Annotated in this window: 21 protein-coding genes; 6 read left to right on the plus strand and 15 right to left on the minus strand. The window is 68.1% G+C overall.

The genetic code is table 11. The features are described 5' to 3' along the window. The coding region (locus AB3X43_RS03595) for an EamA family transporter (RefSeq protein WP_369428514.1) at window positions 1–321 on the plus strand (321 nt) is incomplete at its 5' end. Between the two features lie 30 nt (window positions 322–351). On the opposite strand, the gene orn is transcribed toward AB3X43_RS03595, so the two are convergent. Beyond that, window positions 352–936: an oligoribonuclease gene (gene orn / locus AB3X43_RS03600; protein WP_369428515.1), complete on the minus strand. Its 585-nt coding sequence runs from the start codon at window positions 934–936 to the stop codon at window positions 352–354. A 56-nt stretch (window positions 937–992) separates the two neighbouring features. Here orn and AB3X43_RS03605 point away from each other — a divergent pair, with 56 nt between their 5' ends. Together AB3X43_RS03605 and rsgA are read left to right on the plus strand one after the other, a co-directional pair. Further along, window positions 993–2,261 (plus strand): M48 family metallopeptidase, encoded by a 1,269-nt coding sequence (locus AB3X43_RS03605; protein ID WP_369428516.1) that lies wholly within the window; start codon window positions 993–995, stop codon window positions 2,259–2,261. Continuing rightward, complete coding sequence (rsgA, locus tag AB3X43_RS03610) at window positions 2,248–3,162, plus strand: ribosome small subunit-dependent GTPase A (RefSeq protein ID WP_369428517.1); 915 nt, start codon at window positions 2,248–2,250, stop codon at window positions 3,160–3,162. Before AB3X43_RS03605 ends, rsgA begins: the two co-directional genes overlap by 14 nt. Here rsgA and AB3X43_RS03615 read toward each other — a convergent pair. Further along, entirely contained in the window at window positions 3,156–4,058 is a 903-nt protein-coding gene (locus AB3X43_RS03615) for a LysR family transcriptional regulator ArgP (RefSeq protein ID WP_369428518.1), read from the minus strand. The genes rsgA and AB3X43_RS03615 overlap by 7 nt on opposite strands. Window positions 4,059–4,133: 75 nt before the next feature. Between AB3X43_RS03615 and AB3X43_RS03620 the strand changes: the two genes are divergently transcribed. Further along, window positions 4,134–4,754, plus strand: coding sequence for a LysE/ArgO family amino acid transporter (locus AB3X43_RS03620; RefSeq protein WP_369428519.1), 621 nt, complete (start codon window positions 4,134–4,136; stop codon window positions 4,752–4,754). Between the two features lie 10 nt (window positions 4,755–4,764). On the opposite strand, the gene AB3X43_RS03625 is transcribed toward AB3X43_RS03620, so the two are convergent. The 6 genes from AB3X43_RS03625 to rpsP form a co-directional block, all read right to left on the minus strand. Then, entirely contained in the window at window positions 4,765–5,757 is a 993-nt protein-coding gene (locus tag AB3X43_RS03625; RefSeq protein ID WP_369428520.1) for a CobD/CbiB family protein, read from the minus strand. A 60-nt stretch (window positions 5,758–5,817) separates the two neighbouring features. After that, complete coding sequence (locus AB3X43_RS03630) at window positions 5,818–6,522, minus strand: CoA pyrophosphatase (protein WP_369428521.1); 705 nt, start codon at window positions 6,520–6,522, stop codon at window positions 5,818–5,820. A 100-nt stretch (window positions 6,523–6,622) separates the two neighbouring features. Continuing rightward, complete coding sequence (gene rplS / locus AB3X43_RS03635; RefSeq protein WP_369428522.1) at window positions 6,623–6,976, minus strand: 50S ribosomal protein L19; 354 nt, start codon at window positions 6,974–6,976, stop codon at window positions 6,623–6,625. Between the two features lie 85 nt (window positions 6,977–7,061). After that, window positions 7,062–7,802, minus strand: coding sequence for a tRNA (guanosine(37)-N1)-methyltransferase TrmD (trmD, locus tag AB3X43_RS03640; RefSeq protein ID WP_369428523.1), 741 nt, complete (start codon window positions 7,800–7,802; stop codon window positions 7,062–7,064). Between the two features lie 31 nt (window positions 7,803–7,833). Beyond that, window positions 7,834–8,427: a ribosome maturation factor RimM gene (gene rimM, locus AB3X43_RS03645; RefSeq protein ID WP_369428524.1), complete on the minus strand. Its 594-nt coding sequence runs from the start codon at window positions 8,425–8,427 to the stop codon at window positions 7,834–7,836. A 34-nt stretch (window positions 8,428–8,461) separates the two neighbouring features. Further along, complete coding sequence (gene rpsP / locus AB3X43_RS03650) at window positions 8,462–8,734, minus strand: 30S ribosomal protein S16 (RefSeq protein WP_322587076.1); 273 nt, start codon at window positions 8,732–8,734, stop codon at window positions 8,462–8,464. 213 nt (window positions 8,735–8,947) lie between these two features. On the opposite strand from rpsP, the gene AB3X43_RS03655 reads away from it, so the two are divergent. After that, window positions 8,948–9,520: a GNAT family N-acetyltransferase gene (locus tag AB3X43_RS03655; RefSeq protein ID WP_369428525.1), complete on the plus strand. Its 573-nt coding sequence runs from the start codon at window positions 8,948–8,950 to the stop codon at window positions 9,518–9,520. After that, entirely contained in the window at window positions 9,508–9,963 is a 456-nt protein-coding gene (locus tag AB3X43_RS03660; RefSeq protein WP_369428526.1) for a TM2 domain-containing protein, read from the plus strand. Before AB3X43_RS03655 ends, AB3X43_RS03660 begins: the two co-directional genes overlap by 13 nt. Before the next feature lie 6 nt (window positions 9,964–9,969). On the opposite strand, the gene AB3X43_RS03665 is transcribed toward AB3X43_RS03660, so the two are convergent. The 7 genes from AB3X43_RS03665 to AB3X43_RS03695 form a co-directional block, all read right to left on the minus strand. Continuing rightward, entirely contained in the window at window positions 9,970–10,980 is a 1,011-nt protein-coding gene (locus AB3X43_RS03665) for an inorganic phosphate transporter (RefSeq protein WP_369428527.1), read from the minus strand. Window positions 10,981–10,994: 14 nt separating this feature from the next. After that, entirely contained in the window at window positions 10,995–11,642 is a 648-nt protein-coding gene (locus AB3X43_RS03670) for a DUF47 domain-containing protein (protein ID WP_369428528.1), read from the minus strand. 161 nt (window positions 11,643–11,803) lie between these two features. Further along, window positions 11,804–12,331, minus strand: coding sequence for a 2-amino-4-hydroxy-6-hydroxymethyldihydropteridine diphosphokinase (folK, locus tag AB3X43_RS03675; RefSeq protein WP_369428529.1), 528 nt, complete (start codon window positions 12,329–12,331; stop codon window positions 11,804–11,806). After that, the gene (gene pcnB / locus AB3X43_RS03680; protein ID WP_369428530.1) at window positions 12,312–13,916 is read right to left on the minus strand and encodes a polynucleotide adenylyltransferase PcnB; all 1,605 of its coding nucleotides are present in this window, start codon (window positions 13,914–13,916) and stop codon (window positions 12,312–12,314) included. Before pcnB ends, folK begins: the two co-directional genes overlap by 20 nt. Continuing rightward, window positions 13,913–14,602, minus strand: coding sequence for an HAD family hydrolase (locus tag AB3X43_RS03685; RefSeq protein ID WP_369428531.1), 690 nt, complete (start codon window positions 14,600–14,602; stop codon window positions 13,913–13,915). Before AB3X43_RS03685 ends, pcnB begins: the two co-directional genes overlap by 4 nt. Window positions 14,603–14,607: 5 nt before the next feature. Beyond that, complete coding sequence (gene hda, locus AB3X43_RS03690) at window positions 14,608–15,291, minus strand: DnaA regulatory inactivator Hda (RefSeq protein WP_369428532.1); 684 nt, start codon at window positions 15,289–15,291, stop codon at window positions 14,608–14,610. 48 nt (window positions 15,292–15,339) lie between these two features. Further along, window positions 15,340–16,398 carry an AI-2E family transporter gene (locus tag AB3X43_RS03695; RefSeq protein WP_369428533.1) on the minus strand — a complete coding sequence of 353 codons (1,059 nt, stop codon included), beginning with the start codon at window positions 16,396–16,398 and terminating at the stop codon, window positions 15,340–15,342. Window positions 16,399–16,411: the final 13 nt, after the last annotated feature.

The following is a 16,411-nucleotide window of genomic DNA, read 5'->3' on the forward strand; positions in this document are numbered from 1 at the left end:
GGCGCGGTGGCGCAATTCCTGCCCTGCCTGCTCGTCACCGGCGCGCTGGCGTGGTGGACCGAGGACCGCACGATCGACTGGTCCTCGGGCGCCTTCGTCTTCGCCCTGGGGTGGCTGGTGCTGGTGCTCTCGCTCGGCGCGGTCGGGCTGCTGAACCTGCTGATCCGCTCGGGCAGCGCGGTGAACGTCGCCAGCCTGTTCTACATGGTGCCGCCCTGCACCGCGGTGGTGGCGTGGGTGCTGTTCGGCGAGGCGCTCAGCCCGGTGGCGATGGCAGGCATGGCGATCGCGATGGCGGGTGTCTATCTGGCGCGCAAGTAGCCGGCGGCGCACGCCACCACCCGTCGCACCTCACACCTTGAGGATGTGCGCCCGGTAGTACAGCAGCTCGTCGATCGACTCGTGGATGTCGGCCAGCGCCGTGTGCTTCTGGTGCTTCTTGAATCCCTCGACCAGGCACGGTTGCCAGCGGCGCGCCAGCTCCTTCAGCGTGGAGACATCGACGTTGCGGTAGTGGAAGAAGGCTTCCAGCTTCTTCATGTAGTTCGCCATGAAGCGCCGGTCCTGGCAGATGCTGTTGCCACACATCGGCGAGGCCTTCGCGCTGACGTACTGCTTCAGGAAGGCGATCACCTGCTGGCCCGCTTCGTCTTCGGTGATGGCCGAGGCTTTCACACGGTCGATCAGGCCGCTCTTGCCGTGGGTGCCCTTGTTCCAGGCGTCCATGCCGTTCAGCACGGCGTCCGACTGGTGGATGGCGATCACCGGCCCTTCGACACGCAGGGTCAGCTGCGCATCGGTGACGACGACGGCGATCTCGATGATGCGGTCGGTCGCCGGGTCGAGCCCGGTCATTTCCATGTCGATCCAGACGAGGTTCTGGTCGTTGCGGGTCAGGGTCGGGACGGGAACTTCAGCGGCAATCGGCTCGGTCATCAGGGGCTCCAGGAGAAGCGGCGATTTTCCCACGCGCCATCGGCGAGAATCCGCGCATGCATTCGCTCGCCGTGACGTTCGCCTTCGCCGCCGCCCTTGTGGCGATGCTCGGCACCCGCCTGTGGCTGATCAGCCGCCAGATCCGCCACGTGGCGCAGCACCGCAGCGCCGTGCCCGCCGCCTTCGCCGACGTGGTCTCGCTCGAAGCGCACCAGAAGGCCGCCGACTACACCATCGCCCGCCAGCGTTTCGATCTGCTGACGACCGCCTGGGGCGGCGCGATGCTGCTGGGCTGGACGCTGCTGGGCGGGCTGGACGCGGTGAACGTGGTCGTGCGCGACTGGGCGCTGCCGCGCTGGGGCGCGCTGGGCTACCAGGTCGCGTTGCTGGTGGCGGTGAGCGCCATCGGCAGCGTGATCGACCTGCCCTTCGACCTGTGGCGCACTTTCCGCATCGAGCAGCAGTTCGGCTTCAACCGCATGACCTGGGTGCTGTGGCTCAAGGACGCGCTGGTCGGCACGGTCGTGGGCGCGGCAGTCGGCATCCCGCTGATGGCGCTGGTGCTGTGGCTGATGGCGGCAGCGGGTGCGCTGTGGTGGCTGTGGGCGTTCGCGGTGCTGGCCGGGTTCACGTTGCTGATGCAGGTGCTCTACCCGACGGTCATCGCGCCGCTGTTCAACAAGTTCCAGCCGCTGGACGACACGTCGCTGAAGGAGCGCGTGCAGGCACTGATGCAGCGCTGCGGCTTCAAGGCGCAGGGCCTGTACGTGATGGACGGCTCGAAGCGCTCCGCGCACGCCAACGCCTACTTCACCGGCTTCGGCGCCAGCAAGCGCGTGGTGTTCTTCGACACGCTGCTGTCGCGTCTGTCACCCGAGGAGATCGAGGCGGTGCTGGCCCACGAACTCGGCCACTTCCACCACCGCCATGTGCCCAAGCGGCTGGTCACGGTGATGGGCGTGTGGCTGGCGAGCCTGGCGCTGCTGGGCTGGCTGATGAACCAGCCGAGCTTCTACACCGGCCTGGGCGTGCAGCCGAACATGATGGCGCCGAACCACGGCCTGGCGTTGCTGCTGCTGACACTGGCCGGGCCGGTGTTCGGCTTCTTCATCACACCGATCACGGCGGCTGTCTCGCGCCGCCACGAGTTCGAGGCCGATGCCTACGCCAGCCAGCAGGCGCAGGCGACCGACCTGACCTCCGCCCTGCTCAAGCTCTTCGAGGACAACGCGACCACGCTGACCCCCGATCCGCTGTACGTGCGCTTCCACTATTCCCACCCACCCGCGTCCGAACGCCTCGCCGCCCTCCATGCCCACACCTGAACTCGACATCGGCCTCGTCATCGCCGGCCACGGCCGCCACTACATCGTCGAGACACCGGAGGGCCGCGAGATCAAGTGCAGCACCCGCGGCAAGAAGAGCCAGTGCGTCGTCGGTGACCGCGTGCGCTGGCAGCCCACCGACACGCTGGGCAACGAGGGCGTGATCGAGGCGCTGGAGCCGCGCACCAACCTGCTCTACCGCCAGGACGAATGGAAGACCAAGTCGTTCGCCGCGAACCTGGACCGGCTGCTGATCCTGGTCGCGGCCGAGCCGGTGTTCAGCGAGAGCCAGCTCGCCCGCGCGCTGGTCGCCGCCGAGCAGGCGCGCATCCAGGTCCACATCCTGCTGAACAAGATCGACCTGGTCGAGTCGGCGCAGCTCGCCCGCGAGCGGCTGGCGCCCTACGTGAAGATGGGCTACGACGTGATCGAGGTCGCCATCAAGGCGCAGCCGGACGAGACACGCGCCCGCCTGACCGACCTGCTCGCCACCGGCTCGACGCTGGTGCTCGGCCCGTCCGGCACCGGCAAGAGCACGCTGGTGAACCTGCTCGGGCTGGACGCCGCGGCGCCGGTGCGCGAGATCTCGGTCGCGCTGAACTCCGGCCGCCACACGACGACGCACACGCGCTGGTACTGGCTCGACGACGCGCACCAGGGCGCGCTGATCGACTCGCCGGGCTTCCAGGAGTTCGGCTTGCGCCACGTTCCCGTGGAAGATCTCGCAGCGTGGATGCCGGACCTGTCACCGTACCTGGGTCAGTGCCGCTTCGCCAACTGCAGCCACGACCACGAGCCGGGCTGTGCGGTGCTGGCGGCGCTGGAGCGTGGAGACATCGCGCCGTCGCGGCACCGGATCTACCTCGAAGTACGCGACGAGCTGGGCCGCACGCACTACTGATCCAGCACCGCCGAGGCAGCCCGCCAGACGCAGTCCCGCAGCGTGCGCACGCTGGCCGAGTCGAGCCGCCAGCTCTGCCAGTAGAGCGCCACCGACACGCTGTGCCCCGGACACAGGTCCACCAGCGCGCCCGACGCCAGCGCGGCGGCGGCCAGCGGGATCGGGTGCAGGCCCCAGCCGAGTCCGGCGATGGCCGCATCGAGAAAGCCTTGCGCCGACGGCACCCACCACTGCGGTGGCGTGCAGTCCTCGCCGATCACCTGGGCGAGGAAGCGGTGCTGCATCTGGTCCTTCTGGTTGTAGACCAGCATCGGCGCGCGCCGGAACCCCTCGGCCAGCGGCACGCCGGCAAAGTGCTGCTGTGCATGCGCCGGACTCACCGCGGCGATGTAGCGCATCGACCCGAGTGCATCGACCCGGCAACCGCCCACCGGCTCGGCCGCTGCCGTGACCGCGCCGAACACCGTGCCGTTCTTCAGCCATTCACGCGTGTGGTCCTGGTCATCGACCTGCAGCGCCAGCGTGTCGCCACTGCGGGTGTGGAAATCGACCATCGCCGGGATGAACCAGGTCGCCAGGCTGTCGGCGTTGACGGCCACAGGAATGCTGCGCGGCCGGGTGGCGGGCGCACCGGCCTCGGTCAGGGGCTGCAGGTCGTTCTGCAGGTCGGCTTCAAGCATCTCGATCTGCAGGAAGTGGCGGTACAGGCGCGCGCCTTCGGGCGTCGGCGTGACCGGCGCCGAGCGGACCAGCAGCACGCAGCCCAGCCGCTCCTCCAGCGCCTTGACCCGCTGCGACACCGCCGACGGCGTCACGTGCAGCTCGCGCGCCGCGCGCTCGAAGCTGCCCAGGCGCAGCACGGTGGACAGCGCACGCAGCGCGACAAGGTCGATCATCGGGTGAAGCCCAACTTAATCATGGTTAGGAAGTTTAGCTGTACTACGCCAGCTCACCGCCCTACGCTGACTCCCATGAACACCAGCACCTACTTCCTCGGCATGGCCGCCAGCGCCGGTCTGATCATGGCCATCGGCGCCCAGAACGCCTTCATCCTGCGCCAGGGCGTGCGGCGCGAACACGTGGGGGCGGTGGTCACCCTGTGCGCGGCATCGGATGCGGCACTGATCGCACTGGGAACAGCGGGCATCGGCGCGGCGTCTACGGTCTTTCCGCTGGCGATTCCACTCATGACGGTCGCCGGCATCCTGTTCCTGTCGGTCTACGGTCTGCAGGCAGCGCGGCGGGCGTGGCGCCCCACGGGAGACGGCCTCGACGGGCACGGCGGCCCGGCACTGCCGCTGCGCTCGGCACTGCTGCAAGCGGCAGCCTTCAGCTGGCTCAACCCCCATGCCTGGCTTGACACGACCGTGCTGCTGGGCTCGCTGGCCAATGCACAGGGAGATGGGCGCTGGACCTTTGCCGCCGGCGCGATGACGTCGAGCCTGCTGTGGTTCACCGTGCTGGCCTGGACCGCCGGGCGTCTGGCGCCGCTGTTCCGCCGGCCGCACACCTGGCGTGTGTTCGATGCAGGGGTCGCGATGATGATGCTCGCACTGGCCGGCGGCCTGACCCTGCAGACCCTGAAGGGCTGAAGGCGGCGGATCAGCCCAGCCGGTTCGCCAGCGACAGCAGCGCCAGCAACATCATCCACAGCACCATCGAGCGCCACACCAGCCCGACCACCGAGCGCAGGTGCGAAAGAGTCGGCGACGCCCCCGGCGTGCTGCCCTGTCCGTCGACCACCTCCTCGCCAGGCAGGGCCATGGCAAAGCCTCCGGAGGCCCCTGTGGCGAGCGACGGCGCATCCGCACCGCCCAGCGACACGCCACAGGCCCCGGCAGCAGCGGACAGCAGAATACCGTCGTTCGACTGCTTCCACAGCCCCGCACACTGCCGCCAGCAGTCCACCGCTTCCTCGAAGTTGCCGACCACGGCGAAGCCCGCCGCAGTCAATCGCGCCGGCACGTGGTCGAGGACCGCAAACGCTGCCTGGGAGCGCAGCATCAGTGCCCCGTTGACCGGCGCCGTTTCGGCGCGGATCTTGAAGGCCCAGTAGCGGGCGCAGAAATCCGACATGCGGTAGACCACCGCACCCACCGGCCCCAGCCCCAGTGCGGAGCCCAGCACGAACCAGAAGAACACGCCGAACACATGCCGGTGTGCCGCCAGCAGCGCGTGCTCGATGACGTGGCGCAGCAACTCGGTGCGGGGTAACTCGCTGGCGTCGAGATGGCGCCATTCCTGCAGCACGCTGCGGGCGCGGTCTTCGTCGCCTTGCTCCAGCGCATCGCGGATGTCGGTGAAGTAGTGGCTGAACTGCCGGAAACCAAGCGTCAGGTAGAGGATCAGCAGATTCCAGCTCAGCGCGAGGATCAGGCTCTGGTGGTGGAGCAGCGCGAACACGCCCCACACCACCAGCGCCGGGGTGAACACGGTCACCATCCAGACGACCCAGGCGTGGTGCTCCTTGCCGGCGTCAAAATTGCGCGCGGTCCAGCGCGCCCAGTCGATCAATGCTTCATGAATGGGGTTGCCCTGCGGCAGAGGCCGCAGTTGTTCAACAATCAAGGCCAGCAGGACGGCGAGGAAACTCATGCCTTCAATGATAACGGTGTGAACAACGGCACGGCATCGGCCTTCACCCGCATGAACCCATCAGGCCGCCAGAAAGCGGTAGAGGTTGCGCAGCATCGCCGCCGTAGCGCCCCAGATGAAGTACTCCCGCTCGTCGCCTTCGGCCGACAGGCCATGCCAAGGCATGGACAGGAACTGCCGGCGCTCGGTGGGTGTGTCGAAGACATGGACCTGGTGGTGGGCTGGCGCCATCAGGAACGCCAGTGGCACTTCGAACACTTCGGCGACCTCGCCACCTTCGATCTGCAGTTCGAACGGCGGATGCACCAGCGCCACCACCGGGGTCACGACATAGGACGTGACGGTGGTGTAGGCGGGCAGCGCGCCGATCACTTCGATGTGCCGGTCATCGAGCCCGATTTCCTCGCGCGCCTCGCGCAACGCGGTCACGATTGGATCCACTTCGCCGGGATCGACCCGCCCCCCGGGAAAACTGATCTGGCCCGCATGGGTGCGCAGGTGGTCGGTGCGGCGGGTCAGCAGCACGCGCAGACCGTCCTCGCGTGCCACCAGTGGCACGAGCACCGCTGCTGCAGTCGGCAACCGGTCCGACAGCGGACCACCACCATCGCCGCGGAATTCTGGCTGCCAGTCGGGCGGCGACGCGAATCGCGCCTTGAGTCGGGCCGGTGTCAGGCACTCGCTCGCCAGTGCCGGAAGGTGGAGGTCTGCGCCAGCCACCGGCACGGCACGTGGATCGCGGATCAGGGTGGGAGATCGGGGCATGGATTCAGCATAGGCCGAAAACGACAAAGCCGCCCGGAGGCGGCCTTGTTGCCGAGGCATCCTGCACGCAGGAAGCCAGGGTCGGCGGGTGAGCCAGCGATCAGGCCAGCTTTTCCTTGATGCGTGCCGACTTGCCGCTGCGCTGGCGCAGGTAGTACAGCTTGGCGCGGCGGACATCGCCGCGGCGCTTGACTTCGATGTTGGCGATCAGCGGGCTGTACAGCTGGAACGTGCGCTCCACGCCTTCGCCGCTGGAGATCTTGCGGACGATGAAATTGCTGTTCAGGCCACGGTTGCGGCGGGCGATCACGACGCCTTCGTAGGCCTGCACGCGCTTGCGGGTGCCTTCGACGACGTTGACGCTGACGATCACGGTGTCGCCAGGGGCGAAGGCCGGGATGGTCTTGTTGAGTCGAGCGATTTCTTCTTGCTCGAGTTCTTGGATCAGGTTCATGGGAGCTCCAGGCGATCGTACCGGCAAGGGCGTGCGCTCATGTCGAGCACCCGACTTCCTTCTGGCAGAGGATCAAAACCTGAGATTATAGCCGGATTTTTGACAAGTACAGCTCATCGGCACGACTGAGGCGCCCGGCCTGGCGGGCTGCAGCGATGAGATCGGGGCGGCGGCGCACGGTCAGGTCGAGCTGGCGCTCGCGGCGCCAGCGGGCGATCTGGGCGTGGTGGCCCGACAGCAGCACGGGCGGCACGGCGTCATCGCCGAGTGTCTCGGGACGGCTGTAGTGCGGGCAGTCGAGCAGACCGTCGGAAAAACTGTCCTGCTCGTGCGACGCCGCCGCATTCAGCACACCGGGCTGCAGCCGCGTGACGGCGTCGAGCAGCGTCAGCGCCGGCAACTCGCCCCCGGACAGCACGAAATCGCCCAGGCTCAACTCCTCGTCCACGTGGCGATCGATGAAGCGCTGGTCCAGCCCTTCGTAGCGGCCGCAGACCAGGATCGCACCCGGGCCGGCCGCCAGCGATTGGACACGTGACTGTGTCAGGGTGGCACCGGCGGGACTGAACAGGATGACGGGCGCGGACTCGACACGGTCCGTGCGGATGGCCGCGAGCGCACGCTCCAGCGGCTCGACCAGCATCACCATGCCGGGGCCACCGCCATAGGCGCGGTCATCGATGCGGCGGTAGGTGTTGTCCGCGTGGTCGCGCAGCGGCCACAGGCGCACATCGACCTGCCCGGTCGTGTAGGCACGGCGGGTCACGCCGACCTTCAGGAACGGGTCGAACAGCTCGGGAAACAGGGTGACGATGTCGAAGCGCACAGCAGGTGCAGGTGCAGCAGGCGCGGCGGGATCAGTAGTCCAGGCCCCAGTCGGCGACGATGCGCCGCTCGGTCAGGCTGACATCGTCGATGTAGGCGGCGACGAAGGGAATCAGGCGTTCGACGGTGCGGGGAGTGCCGGCCTCGTCGACGCTCTCGGCGGTCAGGCGCATCACGCTGTGGGCGCCGGTGTCCATCATCTCGGCGACCGTGCCCAGCGCAGCGCCGTCGCGGTTGACGACGTTCAGGCCGATCAGGTCGATCCAGTAGTACTCGCCGTCGTCCGTCTTCGGGAAGATCGAACGCGACACGAAGATGCGGGCGCCGCGCAGCGCTTCGGCGCCGTTGCGGTCGGCCACTTCGCGCACGGAGGCGATCACGCCGTCGCTATGCTCCTTGACCAGCGTGACGTTCAGCACCTTGGGCAGTGCGGGCGCATCCTTGGCGCGCGGCTTGCCGGCAGGGGGCTGCAGGAACCAGTGCCGTGCCTTGAGCACGACCTGCGGATCCGCCGCGTACGGCTGGATCCGCAGCCAGCCCTTGATGCCCCAGGCGTCGGCCACGCGCGCGACCTCGATGGCGTCCTCGGGCCACGCCACGGCGTCATCGGTGGTGGTCACGGTCATGGTGTGGCGCTCGGGGCAGTCAGGGCAAGGGCGATCAGGCAGCGGCGGCGACGGGCGCAGCGACCGTGGACTTGGCTTGCTTGATCAGGCGCTCGACGGTGGGCGACAGTTGTGCACCGACGCTGGTCCAGTAGTCCACGCGGTCGAAGGCGACGCGCAGGGCTTCGGCCTGGCCGGACGCCACCGGGTTGTAGAAGCCGACGCGCTCGATGAAGCGGCCGTCACGGCGGTTCTGGCTGTGGGCCACGACCAGGTTGTAGAACGGGCGCTTCTTGGCGCCGCCACGGGAAAGACGAATCACGACCATGATGTTTCCTTGATCAAAGGTATAGAAGGCAAAACCAGAGACCCACGCGACCAGGAGACACTCAGGCCAGCAGATCAGACAATGCCGTGCGCAAGTCCAGCGACTTGCAAGCGACAACCACGTTCTTTCCGACCCCGTTAGATCACACTGCGTGGCACGCGGCCGGTCAGTCGTCATCGGAAAACCGCGGATTATAAACTTTCCCAGACCCCCATGAACGCTCCCACGATCCGACCCAGTCAGGAGACCGACCTGCAGGCCATCACCGCGGTCTATGCCGCGAACGTCGAACACGGCACCGGCACCTTCGAGATCGATGCGCCCGACCTCGCAGAGATGACCCGCCGCCGCGCCGATGTGCTCGGCAAAGGCCTGCCCTGGATCGTCGTCGAACACGACATCGGCCACGGCCCCGAGGTACTGGGCTACGCCTACGCCAACCACTTCCGCGCCCGCCCCGCCTGGCGCTACGCACTGGAGGATTCGATCTACCTGTCGCCGCGCGCCCACCGGCTGGGGCTGGGCCGACTGCTGCTGGCCGAGCTGATCGCGCGGTGCACCGCACTGGGCGCACGGCAGTTGCTCGCGGTGATCGGCGACTCGGACAACCTCGGTTCGGTCGGTGTGCACCGCGCCTGCGGCTTCGAGACGCTCGGCGTGATGCGCTCGGTGGGCTGGAAATTCGACCGCTGGCTGGATGTGGTGATGATGCAACGCCCGCTGGGTGCAGGCGACAATAGCGCCCCCACAACCATCTCGCCTGGAATCTCGACATGCGCACCGTGAAATCGAAGACGCTGGCCACCTGGCTCGCCGTGGTGGGAGGCGGCTTCGGACTGCACCGCTTCTACCTGCACGGCCTGCGCGACGCGTGGGGCTGGATCCACGTGCCGCTCATGCTGCTGGGCATGGCCGGCGTGCAGCGCATGCTGGCCTTCGGTCTGGACGACACCGCTGCGCCCTGGCTGCTGCCGCTGGGCGGGCTGTCGATCACCGCGGGCATGCTCGCTGCCATCCTGTGTGGCCTGAGCACCGACGAGCGCTGGGACGCCCGCCACAACCCCGGTGCACCGGCCGGCCAGGGCTCGCCGGCTGGTGGCTGGGGCGCGGTCCTTGGCGTGATCGCGGCGCTGCTGATCGGTGCGACGGTGCTGCTGTCGTCGATCACCTTCACGCTGCAGCGCTATTTCGAAACCGCCGCCGAGGCCGCCCACCAGACCAGCCGCTGAGCGGCCTCAGAACAGCCGGGTGCCGGCGTAATAAGCCGCGGCAGCGACCGAGGCCGAGGCGGGAATCGTGAAGATCCACGCCCACACGATGTTGCCCGCCACGCCCCAGCGCACGGCCGAGGCGCGCTGCACCGAGCCAACGCCGACGATCGCACCGGTGATGGTGTGCGTGGTCGAGACCGGCACGCCCAGCGCCGTCGCCAGGAACAGCGTGATCGCACCACCGGTCTCGGCGCAGAAACCGCCCACCGGCTTGAGCTTGGTGATCTTCTGGCCCATGGTCTTGACGATGCGCCAGCCGCCGAACATCGTGCCCAGGCCGATCGCCACGTAGCAGCACCAGATCACCCAGCTCGGCGGCATCTTGTCGCCGGCCTGCGAGTAGCCGGTGGCAATCAGCAGCATCCAGATGATGCCGATGGTCTTCTGCGCATCGTTGCCGCCGTGGCCCAGGCTGTACAGGCCAGCCGACACCAGCTGCAGCCGGCGGAACCATTTGTCGACCCGCAGCGGCGTCGTGCGGCGAAAGACCCACGCCACGATGACCATCATCAGTGACCCGAGCAGGAACCCCAGCAGCGGCGACACGAAGATGAACGCCACGGTCTTCCAGATGCCCGCACCGATCAACGCCGTGACACCGGCCTTGGCGACCACCGAGCCGACGATGCCACCGATCAGTGCATGCGACGAGCTGGACGGGATGCCGTACAGCCACGTCACCACGTTCCAGGCGATCGCCCCGACCAGCGCACCGAAGACCACATGGTGGTCGACGATGCCCGGCTCGACGATGCCCTTGCCGATGGTGGCCGCCACCTTGAGCTGGAAGATGGAGATCGCCACCACGTTGAAGAATGCGGCGAACAGCACCGCCTGCTGCGGCTTGAGCACGCCCGTGGACACGACGGTCGCGATCGAGTTCGCAGCGTCGTGGAAACCATTCATGAAGTCGAACAGCACCGCCAGCACCACCAGCATGGCGATGGCCCAGAAACCGACCTGAATCCCCTGCATGGCCTGGTCCGCGCTCAGGAGTTCTCGAGGACGATGCCCTCGATCAGGTTGGCGACGTCCTCGCACTTGTCGGAAATCGACTCCAGCAATTCGTAGATCGCCTTGAGCTTGATCAGCTCGCGGATGTCCTGCTCCTCGCGGAACAGCTTCGACATCGCCGAGCGCATGACACGGTCCGCATCGGATTCGAGGCGATCGATCTCCGCGCAGGTCTTGACGGTGGCTTCGGCCACGCTGCTCTGGCTGAGCTTGGACAGCAGCGTCACCGCGTGCGCCACCCGCTCGCAGCACTTGACCGACAGCTCGCTCAGGCGCAGCACGTCCTCGGTCATGTGGCGCACGTCGTAGAGCGACATCGTCTCGGAGGTGTCCTGCAGCAGGTCGAGGATGTCGTCCATCGCGTTGATCAGGCCGTGGATCTGCTCGCGGTCGATCGGCGTGATGAAGGTCTTGTGCAGCAGGCGGTTGACCTCGGCGGTGACCTTGTCGGCGGCGTGTTCGGCGTCATCGACTTCGGCAGCGTATTTCTCGCGCAGCGTCACGTCGCCATAGTTCTGGACCATGGCCAGGAACGCCCGGGCGCCGGTGACGATGGCTTCGCCATGCGTGTTGAAAAGCTCGAAGAAATTGCCTTCGCGCGGCAGCAGCTTGCCGAACAACATGGTGTGGGACTCCAGGGGGACGTGGGGAACGGAAGGACAGTCCTGCGCGGTGCGCCGTCTCGGCGGCTGTCACGCAGTTGTCATGACTCAGGACGGGGCGAGTTTAGCCGCAGGCGCCAAGAATTCACGCGGCAATGAAACCCGATCGAACCCGGACGGGTTCAGGCCGGCGCGATGCCCTGCTGCTCCGCGAGGCGGTGCGCGCGTGCCGGCCAATCGGCGGCGTCCAGCCCGACCGGCAGCACGATCTGTCCAGGCAGGGCCGTGCACAGCTGCAGCAGTGGCAACAGCACGAAGGCCCGCTCGGTCATGCGGGGATGCGGCAGGGTGAGCCGTGCAGTGTGGCGCTGCAGGTCGCCATGGAGCAGCAGGTCCAGATCGAGCGTGCGCGGCGCGTTCGGATAGGGGCGTTCGCGGCCGTGGGCGAGTTCGATGGCCTGCAGGGCGTCCAGCAGCGCCTCAGGCGCCAGGCGGGTGCGCACACAGGCGACAGCGTTGAGATAGTCCGGCCCGCTGGCCGCGACCGGGCGGCTGCGCCAGCGGCCGGAGGCAGCAACCCATTCGGTTTTCGGCAACGCGGCGAGCGCGGCACAGGCGGCGTCCAGCGTCGCGGCGGCGTCACCCAGATTGGCGCCCAGACCGATGCAGGCCAGCCGCGCCGGGATGTCGTCAGGACGTGGCGGAGTCATCCGGTTCCGACGTGGGGGCAGCTGCGGACCGCTCACCGGCCGGCTTGCGGCGGCGACGGCGCTTGCGGGCGGCCGGAGCGGGAACACCAGCCGGCGCAGCATCGCCCTCGACGCCCGGTACGCGGGCGACCACGGCGGATCCACCAGCGGCGCGGCGAGCCTGGTCCTGCGCGCGGGCCTCGGTCAGCAGGTCCTCGCGTTCGGCCTCGTTCGCGGTGGAGAACCCCTCCCACCAGCGGGCGAGTTCGTTGTCGGCTTCCCCTGCATCGGCGCGCAGACGCAGGAAATCGAAGCCTGCCCGGAAGCGCACCTGCTCCACCAGCGACAACGCCGACGAGGGCGTGCGGCGCTCGAAACGCGGCTGCATCAGCCAGATCTCGCGCATGTCGGCCGCCAGCTTGCCGCGGCCGGAGATGTCGCCGATGCGGGCATCGAACACGGCGTCGGTGGCTGTCTGCATCGCGGCGGTCGGATTTTCACCCTTGGTGCGCAGTTGCGCGGCCCGGCGTACCACGTCGTGCCACAGCATGCAGGCCAGCATGAAGCTCGGCGCCACCGGCTTGCCCTCGCCGACGCGGCGGTCGGTGTCGGCCAGCGCACGCTGGATGAACTGTTCGCGGCCGTCGTGCTGGTGGGCATCGTCGAGCACCGCATCCAGGATCGGGAAGATGCCCTTGTGCAGGCCCTGCTTGCGCAGCTCTTCCAGACTGGCGAGCGCGTGCCCCGTCTGCAGCAGCTTGATCATCTCGTCGAACAGCCGGCTCGCCGGCACGTTGGCGAGCAGCTCGGCGCAGGCCCGGATCGGCTTGCGCGTGCCGGGCTCGATCTCGAAGCCCAGCTTGGCCGCGAAACGCACGACGCGGATGATGCGCACCGGGTCTTCGCGGTAGCGCGTCACCGGGTCGCCGATCATGCGCAGCAGGCGCTTCTTGGCGTCCGCGAGGCCATGGTGGTAGTCCACGACGATCTGGCGACGCGGGTCGTAGTACAGCGCGTTGACGGTGAAGTCGCGGCGCGCAGCGTCCTCGTCCTGCGGGCCCCAGACGTTGTCGCGCAGCACGCGGCCGCTGGCGTCCACGACGTGGCTCTTGCCGGCGAGTTCGGACTTGGAGGTCTTCTCGTTGCCGGCGACCTGCTCGGCCGCGCTGGCGTCGAGGTAGGCACGGAAGGTGGACACCTCGATCACCTCGTGCTCGCGGCCACGGCCGTGCACGACGTGGACGATGCGGAAGCGCCGGCCGATGATGAAGGCGCGGCGGAACAGCGACTTCACCTGCTCGGGCGTCGCGCTGGTGGCGACGTCGAAGTCCTTGGGACGGTGGCCGAGCAGCAGATCGCGCACGGCGCCGCCGACGACGTAGGCTTCAAACCCGGCGTCCTGCAGCGTGGTGACCACCTTGATGGCGCGGTCGTCGAGCAGTGCCGGGTTGATGCCGTGTTCGGACACCGGCACTTCCACCCGCACACCGATCACCGGCCCGACCGGCACAACAGCCGCCTCGGGTTCAGTGGCGGGCGTCTGCGGGCCGGTGGTGGTCTTGCCGGCAGATTTGCCAAGCAGCTTGTCGATGAATTTCTTGATCATGGGAAGAGCCGCAGGATGCGCCAGCCGCGTTCGCGGGCGGTGGCTTCGAGCGCGGGACTCGGGTTGGTCGCCACCGGTTCGGTGGCCAATTCCAGCAGCGGCAGGTCGTTGGGCGAGTCGCTGTAGACGCTGATGCCGGAGAAGTCGCTCAGGCGGTGGCCCAGGCCGGCGAGCCAGTCGTGGACACGGCCGACCTTGCCTTCGCGGAAGGTGGGCGTGCCGCGGATGGTACCCGCCCAGCGGCCGTCGGGTGCACGGTCGAGCTGCACGGCCAGGAGGTGATCGACGTCGAACTCGGCGGCGATCGGTGTGGTGACGAATTCGTTGGTCGCAGTGACGATGGCGACGAGGTCGCCGCGCTGCTGGTGGAAGCGCACCAGTTCCAGCGCCTGCGGGTGCACGTTCGGGCGCAGCACCTCCTGCATGAAGCGGGCATGTGCTGCAGCGGATTCGGCCAGCGGGCGGTCGCGCCAGGCGGCGGTGGTGAAGGCGATGTAGGCCGGCAGGTCGAGCGTGCCGGCCTGGTAGTCGGCGTAGAAGGCATCGTTGCGGGCGCGGAAGGTGTCGCCGTCGGCCCAGCCGATCGCCACCATGAACTCGCCGAAGGCGTGGTCGGAGTCGATGGGGATCAGGGTGCCGTCGAGGTCGAACAGGCAGAGGTGGCGGTGGCGGTCGTTCTGGGGCATCGGATTCAGATCGTGTGCAGGTCGGGTTCGGCCAGCATCTGGCGCAGCAGCGGCAGCGTCACCGGCCGCTTGGCCGCCAGCGCATAGCGGTCGAGACGGCCCAGCAGGTCCATCAGATGGGTCAGGTCACGCTCGCTGTTGCTGAGCAGATAGGCGAGCACTTCATCGCTCAACGCGATGCCGCGGCGGGCCGCATCGCGCCGCAGCAACGCGCAGACCTGCTCGTCCGTCGGAGGGACCAGCCGGTAGACAAGACCCCACGCCAGCCGCGTGCGCAGGTCGTCGCGCACCGGCAGATCCACCGGCGGCAGCCGCCCGCCAGCGATGATGGGCACACCCGCGGTGGTCGCCTCGATGAACATGCGGAAGGCCTCGTGCTGGCGCTCGGCGTCGTAGCGGTCGCAGTCATCGAGCAGCAGCAGGCGCGCATCCTCGTCGTAGTCCCAGGGCGTGGGCGTCGTGAGGTCGAACTTCATGGTGGGCAGGCCGAACGACTGCGCCTGGCTGACCGCCGCCTGCAGCAGGTGCGTCTTGCCACTGCCGGGAGGCCCCCACAGGTACAGCGGCATCGACGGGCTCGGCGACAGCAAGGCCATGAGCACCTGCTCCCACTGCGCGTTGCCGCCGGGCAGGAAGGTGTCGAACCGGAGCACCGGCTCCGGTCCGAAGGCGAGCGGCACCTGCCGCATCAGCGGAGATGTCCGGTCACGAGGCAATCCACGAGGCATTCGCGAGGTTCATCCCTGGTAAAGCCGACTGGCCACATAGCCTGTGCGCATCCGGCGCAACGCCACCAGCACCAGCGCACCGGCCGGCAGCGCCAGCAGCACACCGACGAAGCCGAACAGGTGCCCGAAGGCCAGCAGCACGAAGATCACCGCCAGCGGATGCAGACCGATGCGCTCGCCGACCAGCCGGGGTGTGAGGAAGAAGCCCTCGATCACCTGGCCCGCGCCATAGACCACGGCCACCACCCCCACACCGTACAGACTGGCGTATTGCAACACACCTGCCAGCAATGCCAGCACAGCGCCGATCCCGAAGCCCACGTAGGGCACGAAGATCGCGAGTCCCGTGAAGATGCCCACGGGCAAGGCGAGATCGAAGCGCGCCAGCGCCAGCGCCACCGTGTAGTAGGCCGCCAGGATGAGCATCACCAGCAACTGGCCACGCAGGTACTGGCCCAGCACCGCGTCGCACTCCCGGGCGAACCCGAGCACGGCGTCGAGATACCGCGGCGGCACCATGCGGCACAGACGGCGCTGCAGGTCATGCCAGTCAAGCAGCAGGTAGAACGTCACCACCGGCACCAGCACCGCATTGCCGATGATGGCCAGCAGGAAACTGCCGCCGATGCGCGCCGAACTCAGCAGCGCCGCCAGCCAGCCGTCGCCCTTGGCATCGAAGTACTTGAGCACGAAGGCCTTGATGCTCTCGATGTCGAGGCTGATCGCGATGCCGAACTGCGCCAGCCGGGGCGCCAGATGGTCGTTGAGCCGCACCGCCAGCACGGGGATCTGGTCCCGCAGCACCGGCAGCTCGCGCGAGATGATCGGCACGATCAGCAGCAGCACGCCGAGCGCCGCCGCGAGCGCCCCCAGTTCCACCAGCACCACGGCCAGCGCCCGCGGCAGGTGCCGGGACAGCCGGTCGACCGCCGGCTGCAGCACATAGGCCAGCACGGCGGCGGTCAGGAAGGGCATGAGGACCGGCGCGAGCAGCCACACCAGCACGATCGATGCCCCTGCGAGCGCCAGCCAGGCGAGCATCAGGCGTTGGGTCAAGGGCAGCTTCATGCCGGACATTGTC

It is taken from the genome of Sphaerotilus sp. (assembly GCF_041083715.1).
Taxonomy (GTDB): Bacteria; Pseudomonadota; Gammaproteobacteria; order Burkholderiales; family Burkholderiaceae_C; genus Sphaerotilus.